The sequence below is a fragment of the Plantactinospora sp. WMMB334 genome (assembly GCF_049179095.1).
Classification (GTDB): Bacteria; Actinomycetota; Actinomycetes; order Mycobacteriales; family Micromonosporaceae; genus Plantactinospora.
This window is the reverse complement of the sequence record NZ_JBMHME010000002.1, coordinates 1,065,482-1,078,342: the sequence shown is the minus strand read 5'-3', so window position 1 is coordinate 1,078,342 and position 12,861 is coordinate 1,065,482. Positions and strand designations below refer to the sequence as shown.

Sequence of the window (12,861 nt, the reverse complement as noted above, 5' to 3'; positions counted from 1 at the left end):
GCCGGCCGGTGGACCGGCCGGGACGACCTCGCACCCGCGGCGTCGTGCAGGCACGCGAGGCCACGCCGGTAACCCCGACGTTCCCTCCAGGTTACCAGCCTGGCGGGGTTCGTCCGAGTTCAGGGCCGCCCGGACCGGTCAACCCAGCGCCTCCCGGGTCTGCGCCACATCGGCGTCGATCTGTGCCACCAGCGGCTCGACCGCGTCGTAGCTGCGCATCTCCCGCAGGTAGGAGACGAAGTCGAGGGCGAGCCGCTCGCCGTAAAGATCGCCGGAAAAGTCCAGCACGTACGCCTCGATCCGCCGCTCCCGTCCAGAGAATGTCGGGTTTGTTCCTATCGACACCGCGGCGGGGAGCCGCTCGGCGCCCTGTCCCGCCCGGCCGCCCCGGCGGATCAACCAGGCCGCGTAGATGCCGTCCGCCGGCACCGCCGCGTAGCGGTGGCAGAGGAGATTGGCGGTCGGGAAGCCTATCTCCCGGCCGCGCTGGTCGCCCCGGACCACCACACCCTCCAGCCGGTGCGGCCGGCCGAGCGCCGCCGCCGCGGCGGTCACGTCCCCGGCGGCGACGCAGGCCCGGATGTAGGTGGACGAGTAGACGGTGCCGTCGTCGGCGATCAGCGGGGCACCCTCGACCCCGAAGCCGAAGGTGCGGCCGAGCCGCTCCAGCAGCGCCACGTCACCCGCGGCCCGGTGTCCGAACCGGAAGTTCTCCCCCACCACCACCAGCGCCGCGTGCAACTGCTCGACAAGTACGTCGTGCACGAACGCCTCCGGCGGGAGCCGGGAGAAGTCGGGGGTGAACGGCACCACGCAGAGCACGTCCACCCCGAGTGCCTCGATCAGCTCCGCCTTGCGGGCCTGTTCGGTCAGCACCGCCGGATGCGAGCCGGCCCGGACCACCTCGGCCGGATGCGGGTCGAAGGTGACCACCACCGACTGCACGCCCATGTCCCGGGCGCGCTTCACCGCGTGCCCGATGATCGCCTGGTGCCCCCGGTGTATCCCGTCGAAGACCCCGATGGTGACCACCGACCGACCCCAGCCGACCGGCGCTCCGTGGTACCCCCGCCACCGCTGCATCCCTGATCCCTGTTCCCTCTCCTGTTCCTGACAACTCCCGCCGGTGGCCCGCGACACCGGTCCCCGCCGGTGGCCCGCGCTACCCGTCCCCGCGGTACCGGCTCGCTCCGGGCGAGCGGTGACAGCTCAGGCCGGGGCGAGCACGATCTCCGCCCGGGCCCGGCCGTCCCGCTCGCTGACGATAGCGATCACCTTCCCCGTGGAGTCGACGACCGCGTACGGCCCGGCGATGCCGGCGGGGTCGAGCGGACCGCCGTGCGAGAGCACCGTCACCTCGTCCGCCGACGCCCCACGCTCCGGAAAGAACCGCCGGGCCGCCGCGTCGACGGTCAGGTCGACCACCCACGGGGCACGTTCCTCCAGTTCCGGCAGGGTCACCGCCTCCGCGAGGGTGAACCCGCCCACGGCGGTACGCCGCAGCGCCGTCAGGTGCCCGCCGACCCCGAGCGCCGCGCCGAGATCCCGGGCCAGCGCCCGGATGTACGTGCCGGACGAGCAGTCCACCGCGACGTCCACGTCCACCACCGCCAGCCCGCCCTCGCCGGTTCCGGCCGGGGCCACCGGCCCACCGGGGCCTGCCAGCTCACCCGGGTCTGCCGACCCGCCCGGACCTGCCGACCCGCCCGGGTCCGGCGGGATGTCGAGCCGGCGAACGGCCAGCGGGTCCAGGCGGGAGACGGTGACCCGGCGCGCGGCGAGGGCGACCGCCTCGCCGTCGCGTACCCGCTTGTAGGCCCGCTGTCCGTCGATCTTGATCGCGCTGACCGCGCTCGGCACCTGGTCGATCTCTCCGGTCAGTGCCGCGAGCCCGGCGTGGATGGCCTCATCGGAGACGTCGCCGGTCGGGCTGGTGGTGACCACCTCGCCCTCCGCGTCGTCGGTCACCGTCGACTGGCCGAGCCGGATCGTCGCGGTGTAGCTCTTGCCGGCGCCGATCACGTACGTCAGCAGCCGGGTCGCCCGGCCGACCCCGATCACCAGCACGCCGGTGGCCATCGGATCCAGCGTCCCGCCGTGCCCGACCCGGCGGGTCCGGGCCAGCCTGCGGATCCGGGCCACCACGTCGTGCGACGTCATGCCGCCGGGCTTGTCGACCACGATCAGACCGTCGGCGGCTGCGGGACCATTCACAGGCAACCAGCCTGCCAGATCCCGCCACCGCCGGCCGCGTCGCCCACGCCGCTGCGGCCTGCGTGGGTCACGCCGACACGGACGCCCCGGTCTCGGAAGCCCTCACCCATCTGCGGACATGAAGATCACCGGCTGTCGTAGCACGGCAGCGGCACCGGTGAGGTCGGCCGTCCGGGCGGCAAGTGTGGCTTCCGCCAGTCGCCGGGGCAGCGCCGTGCTGAACTTCAGACCGACCAGCGCCTTCTCGTCCACCCCCGGTAGGCACAGCCGCTCCGCCGCGTCAGCGGTCGACGACCGCCAGTCCGCCGGGGTGAGGTTCTCGCGCAGCCGGATCGCCTGGTCGTCGAAACGCTGGATCGGGTCGACCACCTCGGCCAGAGTGGCGACCAGGGTGGCGTTGGCCCGGTATCCCGCCCACGTCCACCAGTGCAGGTCGCCGTTGTTGCGGCGGCGGATGACGGTGCCGGCACGGTGCACCTGGTCCAGCCCTCGTTCCCGCTGCCGCGCGAGCCGCTCCACCGCTCGCCGGGTGAGTCGCACCGGCGGGTCGGCGCCGAGCAGCACCTCTCGCATCGCCCAGGCCAGCTCGAACCCGAGGCCGCGCAACCCGCCGCTGAGCCAGCGGGCCCGTCCGCCGCCGTCCGCCGGTTCGACGAAGCAACGACGTCGGCGCCAGTCGACGTACGTCACCCGCCAGCTCCGGCCGGCCAGCAGCAGACGGCGTTCTCCGGGTACGTCGTCGGTCAGCAGGCTGGGGTCGATCCGGCCCACCTCGTGCACTCCGGTGAGCACGGTGAACTCCGGAGGGCCGGTGAAGACGGCGGTCATCGCCATGAAGTTGCGACGCCCGAACTCCCGCTCGGCGGTCGGGCCCACGTACAGCAGCCCGTCATCGCTTTCCAGGTAGCCCCGATCCAGCAGGTGTCGCAGGATGGGCGCGGCTCCGGCGCCGTACGGGTCGAGCCCGTTCCACCACCGGGACCAGATCTGGTCGCCGACCTGACCTTCCTGCAGGCACAGCGCCAGGATCTGCTGCGCGACGATGTGCCGGGGTTCGGGCGGTGGGGTGACCGGTTCCACCCAGCCACGTCCCCAGAGCAGCAACAACGCCGCCGCCTGGGTCAGGGCCGCACCGTCGCGGCAGAGCAGGAGACAGTTCCGGCTGCTGCCGGCACGCCGGCCGGTCCGGCCGAGCCGTTGCAGGAACGACGCCACGGTCGTCGGGGCGTCGATCTGGATGACCCGGTCGAGGTCGCCGACGTCGATGCCGAGTTCCAGGGTGCTGGTGGAGACGATCACGCAGTCCCGGGCCTCGGCGAAGGCCTGCTCCGACCTGCGCCGCTCGTCAGCGGAGAGGGAGGCGTGGGAGAGGAAGGTGGTCAGTCCCCTCGCCCGCAGCAGCTGGCCCAGCTCCTCCACGGTCTGCCTCGACTCGCAGAACACCAGGCGCTTCTCCCCCGCGTGCAACGCGGCGATCACGGTTGCGGCGTTGTCGAGCGAGCCGACGTGATCCAGTTCGATGTCACCCGGTGGCGGCTCCGGCAGCATCGCTCCGGAAACCGCTGGTCGCGGCGGCGGTTCCGGTGCGACGACCCGCCCCGGCCGGTTGCCGGCGCCGGAGCCCTGGAGCCAGGCCAGTAGCTGGTCCGGGTTCCCCACCGTGGCGGAGAGCCCGACCCGTTGCAGCGGACGGCCGGCCAGGTGGGTGAGCCGTTCCAGTACGGCGAGCAGGTGCCAGCCCCGGTCGTCGCCGGCGAAGGCGTGCGCCTCGTCCACCACCACAGCCCGTAGGCCGGCGAAGAAGAGCCGGTGGTCGACGTTGACGCTGACCAGCATCGACTCCAGGGACTCGGGGGTGCTGAGCAGGATGTCCGGGCGCTCCCAGAGCACCGCTCGACGGCGGCTCGCGGTCACGTCGCCGTGCCAGACCGCGGCCCGGCGCCCGAGCCAGCCGGCGTACCGCTCCAGTCGGGGTAGCAGGTTGTTGAGCAGTGCCTTGAGTGGGCAGAGATAGAGGGCCGAGGTGCCGGTCCACTGTCCGGCGGTCATCCGGGACAGCAACGGAAATACCGCCGCCTCGGTCTTGCCGCCAGCGGTCGGGGCGAGCAGGATGGCGTCTTCGCCGGCGAGCAGCGGCGGTACGGCGTCGCGCTGCAACGGCCGCAGGTCCGGCCAGCCGAGGCTGTTGACGATGTGGTGCACCAGCACCGGATCGAGGTCGGTGTCCCGGCTCATACCGAGCCGACTCACATCGGAAGTTCGATGTCGTCGGCAGACCCGGCGGATGCGGGTGGGCCGGCCGAAGCCGCACCGGCCGGGCCGGCCGAGGCCGCCGCATTGCGTTCCACCTCGGTGAGTTCGTCGCTGCGCAGCGTCGGTGCGTAGTGCCGCCGTGGGTCCCAGTCCGGGAACTGGTCCACCCGGTCGAGCACGTCGGCGACCAGCTTCTTCAAGTAGACCCGGGGCGCGACGCCGACCTTCCCGCCGAGACTGCCGGTGACCGCCCTGGCCAGTTCACCGAGGTACGCGTCGTCCACCCGGGACGCCACGGCGGAGCCACCGTAGATGTCCCGTACTTGGGCGCCGAGGTCGACCAGGGCGTCGATGCCGAAGCCGGGCAGCCGTAGCTGGGTGGCGCGGGGGTTGTCCCAGCGCGGGTCGGGACCGAGGTCGGTGGCGAGCCGCTGGGCGAGCGGGGCGAGCCGCTGCACTCCCTGGGTGCCGTCGAAGAACGCGGGGGTACCAGTGATCACCAGGAGCAGCCCGGGAAACCGGTAGGCGTAGATCTCGTCGACGAGTTGGCGTAGCGCGTTCAGCGCCTTGTCCCGGACGTCGGTGCGGACCCGTTGCAGGGTCTCGACCTCGTCGAGCACCAGGAGCAGGCCGGGATGGCCGCTGTCCCGGAGCACGGTGAGCAGCCCGCGCAGGAAGTTGAGTGCCGCGTAGTGGTCCAGTTCGCCCTTGACACCCGCGGGTCGCCGGACCGCCGCCGCGACGTGGGGTTGCCCGCCGAGCCAGGCCGCCAACCCGTCGGCGACCTCCCGTTCCCCGGCGGCGGTTGCCGTACGGTATCCGCGCAACGCGGCGGCGAAGCCGGGGGTGCTCCGGGAGATCTCGGCCAGCCGGCGCTCGAGCAGTTCGGTGACGGCCCGGTCGAGGCCGCCGGCGTCGTCCTCGGCGACCGCTCCCCCGGCCAGGACGTCCTCCTCCAGGGCGAAGATCCAACCGTCGAGGACCGGCCGGAGGGCGCTTGGCGCGAACTGTTCGGTGCTCAGGTGCTCGACCAGGCGGCGGTAGACGGTCTCCATCCGGTGCAGCGGTGTCTCGAGTTCGGAGATCTGCACCTCGGCGGCGGCGAAGCCGCGGCGCTTCGCGCGTTCGGCGAGCCAGCGGGTGAAGAAGGTCTTGCCGGCGCCGTACTCGCCCCGGATCGCCTTGAAGACGCCGCCACCGCCGGCAACCCGGTCGAGGTCGTCGTCGATGGCGGATTCGAAGCGGTCCAGTCCGACCGCCAGCGCGTCCAGCCCGTTGCTGGGTACGACGCCGCGCCGTAGCGCGTCGACGATGTCCCGCCGACGCCGTGCGGAGACCTCCGCGGTCATCGCTCCGCCAGCCCGAACTGTTCGACCATCAACGGCACGTCGAGTTTGACGGTGGCACCGTCCGGGTCGATGGTGACCACCGGATAACCCTCGACCTGGAGCAGCCGACGCAGCGCCACGACGCTGCCGTGGATGCGGTGGGCGGGGATGCCGGCCCGGGCCGCGAGGGTGTCGAGGCTGGCCCGGCCCCCTCCGGCGAGCAGCACGGTGAGCATGCTGGCCACCCGCTCGTCCGGCAGCGGTGCCCGGGTGCCGCGCCGCTGCCGGTAGATCTCGCTGGCGACGAGCCGGTCGGCGAGACCGGACACCGGCCCCCCGGCGGTGCCGACCACCGATCGGGCGTCACCCGTATGCGACGATCCGGCGGCCGTCGGTGGGGCGGACCGGCCGGCCTGGGCTGGGGCACGGTCCGGCGGCCCGGAGACCGCTGTGACCAGCGGCGCGCCGACCACCGGTACGTCCTCGACCACCGGAACGTCCTCGACCACCGGGACGTCCTCGACCACCGGGACGTCCTCGACCACCGGGGCCGCCTCCGCAGGGCGCAGCTCGAACAGGCTCTCCGCCTGGCTCGGCACCGGCACGCTCCGCCGGCGATCCGGCCGGCGTGCCGCGTCCCCGGCCGCGCGTCGGTCGTCAGGGGCGCCCGCCGAGCGCGGCGGCTGGCCGTCGTCTCCGGCCGGCGCGGTGAGCGGTTCCCGCCACCAGTCGGGCGCGGCGACCGGAGCACCGGCCCAGCCGGGCACGGCGGTGTCGTCGGCGGTGGTGAACACCAGCAGCGGGATCACCGCCTCGGCGGGCGACGCGCCACCGTGGTAGCCCGCCTTGCGGGGGCCGTACCGCAGCTCCTCCCGCCAGGGCAGCACGACCCGGCCGCCGGCCAGCGCCACCCGACGGCCGGCGAAGACCAGTTCACCGTCACCGGGGGTGGCCGCGCCGGGCTGCCACCGGTTGTCGGCGGTCTCGGCGGGGCGTACCACCGCCTCCGGTCCACGGTCGAGGACATGCCCGTGGTCGGAGACCAGGATGACGACCCGGTCCCGGGCGGACGCGAGCAGGTCGTCGAGGGGGCGGAGGGTGTCCGTACGCCACGGGGTGGTGCCCGGGTCGCTGCGGTCGAGCGCGTCGTCGATGGTGTTGATCACGGCGGCGACCAGCGGCACCGCCGGGTCGTCGAGCGCTGCGGTCACCTCGGGGTCCAGCACCGCACCTGCGCCCGCCCGCAGCCCGGCCTTGTGCAGCAGCACCGCACCGGGGAAGCGGGCCCGGAGGGCTTTCCGTTCCGCGTCCTGGCCGCCGACGGCGATCTGGCCGCTGAACAGGCTGCACCGGTTCACCTCGGTCACCGTCGGCAGCGCGGCGAGCACTCCGGTCCGGTGCCGACCGTCGGGGGTCAGTTCGGCCCAGGTCGGGTTCCGGAGCACCGACTCGGCGACCTCGGCGGCGTTTGCCGTGCTCATGCCGTCCAGGACGAGCAGGAGCACCCGCCGGCCACGGTCGAGGATCGGTGCCACCACCCGGTCGAGCAGGTCCTCCACCCGGAGCAGCCCGCCCGGCTCGCTGTCGCTGCCGGTCTCCCGGGCCAGCAGGGTGGCGAACTGCTCGTCGTGCCGGACCCGTCGGGTCTCGACCGCCCGGCAGAGCAGCCGGTACGCCTCGGCGACAGGCGGGGCGAGGTCGCCGGCGAAGACCGCCGTCCGGGCCCGGTCCACCCAACTGTCCTGCCTCACCTGCCGGTGTACGGCGTCGAGCAGGGTCGCCGGGGCGGGGGTGTCCGGGGCGGCGAGCCAGCGCAGCAGCCGTACCGCCATCCGGGCCCGGTCGACCCGGTCGGGTCGGGCGGCCCGGTGTGCCTCGACGTCGGCGAACGCGGCCTGTGCCTTGACGACCAGGCTGGCCGGCACGGTGCCGGTAAGCGGGGTACCGGCCGGCGGCAGGGCGAGCCGAATCGCGACGGCGAAGGCCCGCATCCGCTGGGCGAAGCCGCTGGGCAGCAGGTCGGAGGCGCCGAGCCGGTCCTCGATGCCGATCTCGGCGGCGATCTCCTCGGCCCGTTGCGCCATCCGCCGCGCCTCGGAGCCGGCTCCGGCGTCGATGGCCCGGTACAGCCACGCTTCGGCAGCCTCCCGGAACGCGGCGGCCTGCCGCTGGGTGAGCCGGAGTCCGCCGAACCGGGGTTCGAGCCGGGTCCGGGCAACCAGGATGCCGACGTCCGACTCGGCTGACTCGACGCCGCCGCTCCGCCGCCGGCTGCCCGGCGTGCCCGTGCCCGTGGCGGTGTCGGTGCCGGTACCGGGTCCGCCGTCGGCGGCGGGCGGCGGGTCCGCTTCGCGGGGCCAGAGTACGGCCGCCAGCAGCCCGAGCGGGATCGCGTCCACCCCGTGCCCGGCGCGTGCCGCGGCGAGGATCGGCGCGGCACCGGCTCCGGCGATCTCCCTGAGGAAGCCGGTGATCCCGTCGGCGAGGTCGGCCGGCAGCTCGCCGAAGCTGCGTTGGGCCGGCACGTTGCTGCTCCATTGGAGGAGTCCGGCGCTGTCGAGCTCCTCGGGTCCGACGCCGAGCAGCCGGGAGGCGAGCGTCCGGAGGGCGTAGTCCCGGGTGAGCACGGTTCCCGGGGGTGGCGGCCAGCCGCCGGTGGGTGCGTGGTCGCCGAGAGCGTCGGCGGCCCAGCGACCGGTGGCGGCGAGTGCCGGATCGAGCCGGACCTGCCCCCCGAAAGCCTGCCGGACCAGGTCCCAGGCGTCGACGGTGCGTACGGTGTGTTGGCTGAGGTGGGCGAGCAGGCCGTCGCCGAGTTCGCGCTCGTTCAGCTCGGTGAGCAGCACCAGCCGTTCGTCGCCGGTCCGGTCCCGCAGGGCGGCGCGGACGGCGATCGGGGTCGGGCAGGCGACGACCCGGAACGTGTGGCCGGCGACAGTGAGCACCGGGTCGGCCGTCCATTCGGGACGGGCGCGCAGGGCGATCGCGACGCTCTCGTCGTCCTCGGCGAGCCATGCCTCGACCTTGCGGCGTACGGCGGTCGGGCGTACGACGGCTCGTGGGGTGGTCACCGGATCTCCACCGTCACCGTCACCTGCCGGCCGGCCGCGATCTCGGCACGGATCTCCTCGGCGGTGCCGGCCCAGGTCGCCTCGTCGGAGACGGTGTAGCGCCGGACCGTCGGCCCGGTTCCGGGCAGGTCCCGGCCGGTCGCCGGCCCGCCCTGCGGGTGCACCGCAGCGCCACCACGCGGGTCGACGAGCACCACACCGCCGCCGGGAGTCCCCCCGGCCGGGCCCGGCACCTGGTCGGCACCGCCCGACGCACCGTTCCCACCGGCCGATCCCAAGCCACCTGCGCCACCGGCCGATCCCACACCAGCACCCGGGCCGCCGGCCGACCCCGAACCACCCTGCGGCCCGGGACCAGCCTGCGTCCCGGGACCGCCCGCTGCGCCCGAACCACCGGGCTGCGGCGGCACGGTCGGGACGTCGGCCAGCAGCTGCGCCGCCTCATCGGTCGCCCGCTCCAGGGCGACCACCAGGTCGGCCGCGTGGTGTTCGTGCCGGGCCGCCAGCCGCAGCCGCTCGATTGCGAGCCGGGCCGGCTCGTCGGTGCGGGCCCGTGCGGCGAGCGCCTTCAGCAGCCGCCACTGGGTGCGCCCCAGCGTGTCGATAAGCGGCTGTCCCTGCTTGAAGACCTGGCTGGCGCCCAGCTCGTCGAGGTTCCCGAGATCCGCCCCGGCGACCAGCTCGACGAGCACCACGTCGTCGGTCTCGTTCGCGACGGCGTGCAGCAGCCGGGCGACCCGGTTGACGCTGGCGAGCCGGCCGGTCGACGCGGCCGGGTCCAGCCCGAGCAGCTCGGCCCGGCGGGTCAGCTCGTCGCGGAGCTGCGCCGCGACGTCGACGTACCGCCGGGCGACCTGGCGCATCGGTCCGGCCAGCCGGCCGAGGTTGGCGGGGCTGCGGAAGACCGGCAGGACCTCACCGAACAGCTCCTGGCCCCGCTTCGCCGCCGCCGTCCACGCCTCGGCGTCAGGCATCGGCGGGTGACGCAGCTCGTACTCGTCGCGGATCGCGGCGACGCTGTCCACGTTGACTTTGCCGCCGTACTGGTCGTACCAGCCGAGCTGCTGCTGCTGGGCGAAGACCGCGATGATCAGACTCTCCAGCTCGGGGTCGAAGCCCCGCCGCTTCGTCTCCGGCCCGGCGACGATGGCCCGCAGCTCGCGAACCGGGAACCGGTCGGTGTGGTCGAGGGCGGCCGCCTCCTGGAGAAGGTACCGGCTCCACCAGCAGGTGCTCATGTCGAGGACGTACCGGTGTTCCAGCAGCTCGCCGAGTTGCAGGTTGTTGCAGATCCGTCGGACCGTCCGCTGGTCGGCCTGGGGCACGACGACGCCGTGCGTCGGGTCGGCGGCGGCCTGCCGCGCGTAGCCCAGCACCTTGTCCAGTTCGGCACGGCTGACCGGCCGCTCCTCGACCGGCAGGGCGGGTCGGCCCGGGTACGCCCAGTCGAGCAGGTCGCCGGTGAGGTTGTGGAACGCGTCGCGCAGGGTGCCGCCGCGCGGGTCGCCGAGGCGCAGCCCGTCGGCGAGGGTGTGCAGCACCCCGACGGGGTCCTGGAGCACCTCAGCCGGCTGGACGGCGGCGGCGCCGTACGCCTGTTTGAGCGCCTCCACCAGCCCGTTGCGCAGTTGGGCCTGCCGCTGCTGCAGGTAGACCTTGCCCTGCTGCCGGTCGGTCTTGGGCCAGTCGGCGGCGAGGCTGTCGATCCGGTCGCCGGTGCCACCGGACCCGAGCAGATAGTTGACCTTCGCGAGCTGGGCGAGCCGGCTCATCATGTCGTCGGTGAGATAGCGCGGCAGCCAGAAGACGGTACGCGGGTTCCTTGGCAGGGACTGGACCCGGGCCCGGTCGTCGCTGCGGGGCCGATCCTCCGGGTCGAACGGATAGTCGACGACGATCCGCCACGCCTCGCCGGTGGCGACCAGCGCGGCGTCCGGCATCGAGTTCCGGTCCCGGACGTTGCCGAACTTGACCTGGACGTAGTGCCGGCGTCCCCGCCACTCGCGGGGTTGCAGCAGTTCACCGTGGCTGCCCTCGCCGCCGGCGAGCCCCATCTCGGCGGTGACGAGTTCCCGGAGCAACTGTTGCCGTACGCCGGTGGAGGTCTCCTGGTGGGGCACCAGGTCGAGCAGCTTGTCGAAGTCGACGGTGTGCAGTTTGAGGGTGACGACCGGGTCGGGGTCATCGGTGAGGTGCAGTTCCCCGGCGTCCTGGGCGATCTTCTTCAGCCGGCCGAGCACGAGGGTGTTCTCGTAGCCGGGGATCGGCGAGGTGATCGAGCCGAAGTTGAGCGCGTGCAGCTTGGCGGCGGTGAGGTTGTGCAGGGCCGGCACCTCGGGGACCAGCGCGCCGAGCAGCACCGTCTTGATCAGCTTGTCGTCGAGCTGGAACTGGGTGTGCCCGGCGGCCTGCTCCTCGGTGATGCCGTTGAGGGTGAGCAGGATCTTGCGCAGTTTGGTCTGGTAGAGCGTGCGGGCCGCCTGGAAGAGCTGCTTGAGGGCGGGCCGGTCCGGCAGTTCGCCGTGCAGCACCAGCGGGTCGACGAGCGCGGCGACGCCGATCAGGTCGTTGACCCGCAGGGTGTCGCGGCGCTGCACCAGCAGTTCGGTCATCACCCGGACGGCGGTGCGTTCGCGCTGCAGCGCCTGGGAGAGCGCGACGAGGGTCGCGACCAGGGCCGGGGAGAACGGGTAGAGCTTGCGGAACGCGGCGGCGTCGGAGCCGATGCCGGCGTCGCCGTACTGGGCGCCGAGCAGCAGGATATCCCAGATCGCCCGGTTTCCCCGGACGGCGGCGAAGGCCCGGTCGATCGTGTCGCGGGCCGCGTCGTCGACCGGCCTGAGCAGCCGCCCCTCGGTGATCTCCGGCAGGTTGGTGTCGGCGAGGACGATCTCGCCGAACCGGCCCTGGGCGCTGCGCATCACGTCGGCGAGGGCCTGCCGTTCGGTGCCGCCGACCTGCGGGCCGAGGAACTCCTCCAGGTTGCGCTGCCGGGCCACGAAGGAGACCAGCGGCAGCGGCCGGGAGGCGTCGGCCGACTCGACGAGCTTGTTGAGTTTGGCGCCCTCGGTGTTGACGAAGACGTGGTCGCTGATCTTGCCGGAGAGCCAGAGGATCATCTCGTCGAGGAAGAGCACGATCGCGTCGTACCCGAGCGAGACGGCGTGCCGGGTGACCACCGCGAGGCCGGTGTCGAGGTCGAGGTATTCGGCGCTGCGGACCGCCCCGGTGAAGAAGGTGGCGGTCAGTGCGCTGACCAGGGTGTCCCGGCGTTCGGTGCCGGGCGGCTCGGCCGCCGCCTCGGCGTACAGGTCGGGGGTCCAGCCGGTCCGCTGGACCCGCAGCGCGGCCAGGCCGGGGGTGGCCCCGCCGGCCCCGCCGCTGCCGGCCGGCTGCACCGGCCCCTCGCGCAGCGCGGCGAAGAACGCCTCGTCCCCCATCCGCCGCCGGATCCCGTCGGCGTCGGAGAGCAGCGCGTCCGAGCGGTGCACGGCGGGAACCGGCTCCTCCGGATGCAGGGCGGTGACCTGACGCAGGTACGCCTGTAGCACCGCCTGCTCGACCGAATCGGCGTCGAGCATGTGGCAGGTGAGGGTGAGGATCCGTTTCCCGGGCAGCCACGGATCGGCGGCGATGACCGGCTCGGCGAGCTTGCGGATCTCTCGCGCCTGCGGGTTGTGCGCCAGGATCTCCCGGAGCACCGCCATGAAGTGCGACTTCCCGGAGCCGAACGAGCCGTGCAGGAACATCGCCTGGGACCGGCCGGTGGCGATGGCGTGCCCGATCCGCCGTAGTGCCTGGTCGAAGCTCTCCCGGAGCTGGTCGGTGACGACGTACCGGTCGAGGTCGGCTCCTTCGGCGGCCTTGACCACGAAGTCGCTCTCGCCCACCGAGGTCGGGATGTCGATCAGGTCCCGCAGCAGGGTCATCCGCTCTCCTCCACCGCCGTGCCGCCGTGCCGCTCCGCCGCCCGCCACCGTACGCCGCCGAGGCGT

At 73.5% G+C, this 12,861-nt stretch carries 6 protein-coding genes; all 6 read right to left on the bottom strand.

The genetic code is table 11. From position 1 onward, the window contains the following. Positions 1-138: 138 nt before the first annotated feature. Positions 139-1,083: a bifunctional riboflavin kinase/FAD synthetase gene (locus tag ACN27G_RS04615; RefSeq protein ID WP_421491534.1), complete on the bottom strand. Its 945-nt coding sequence runs from the start codon at positions 1,081-1,083 to the stop codon at positions 139-141. 126 nt (positions 1,084-1,209) lie between these two features. Next, positions 1,210-2,214, bottom strand: coding sequence for a tRNA pseudouridine(55) synthase TruB (gene truB, locus ACN27G_RS04610; protein WP_421491533.1), 1,005 nt, complete (start codon positions 2,212-2,214; stop codon positions 1,210-1,212). A gap of 102 nt (positions 2,215-2,316) precedes the next feature. Further along, positions 2,317-4,449 (bottom strand): DEAD/DEAH box helicase, encoded by a 2,133-nt coding sequence (locus tag ACN27G_RS04605; RefSeq protein ID WP_421491532.1) that lies wholly within the window; start codon positions 4,447-4,449, stop codon positions 2,317-2,319. Positions 4,450-4,460: 11 nt separating this feature from the next. Further along, positions 4,461-5,816, bottom strand: coding sequence for a BREX system ATP-binding protein BrxD (gene brxD, locus ACN27G_RS04600; protein ID WP_421491531.1), 1,356 nt, complete (start codon positions 5,814-5,816; stop codon positions 4,461-4,463). After that, positions 5,813-8,866, bottom strand: a complete 3,054-nt coding sequence (gene pglZ / locus ACN27G_RS04595) for a BREX-2 system phosphatase PglZ (RefSeq protein WP_421491530.1) — start codon at positions 8,864-8,866, stop codon at positions 5,813-5,815. The genes brxD and pglZ overlap by 4 nt, the downstream gene beginning before the upstream one ends. Next, a complete protein-coding gene (locus tag ACN27G_RS04590) occupies positions 8,863-12,795 on the bottom strand; it encodes a phage resistance protein (RefSeq protein WP_421491529.1) in 3,933 nt (1,310 codons plus the stop codon). Before ACN27G_RS04590 ends, pglZ begins: the two co-directional genes overlap by 4 nt. Between the last annotated feature and the right edge of the window lie 66 nt (positions 12,796-12,861).

What these genes read in the sequence shown, in the direction of transcription:
- ACN27G_RS04615 (WP_421491534.1), bottom strand. Translation starts at nt 1,083, where the DNA reads ATGCAGCGGTGGCGGGGGTACCACGGAGCGCCGGTCGGCTGGGGTCGG.
- ACN27G_RS04605 (WP_421491532.1), bottom strand. Translation starts at nt 4,449, where the DNA reads ATGAGCCGGGACACCGACCTCGATCCGGTGCTGGTGCACCACATCGTC.
- brxD (WP_421491531.1), bottom strand. Translation starts at nt 5,816, where the DNA reads ATGACCGCGGAGGTCTCCGCACGGCGTCGGCGGGACATCGTCGACGCG.
- ACN27G_RS04590 (WP_421491529.1), bottom strand. Translation starts at nt 12,795, where the DNA reads ATGACCCTGCTGCGGGACCTGATCGACATCCCGACCTCGGTGGGCGAG.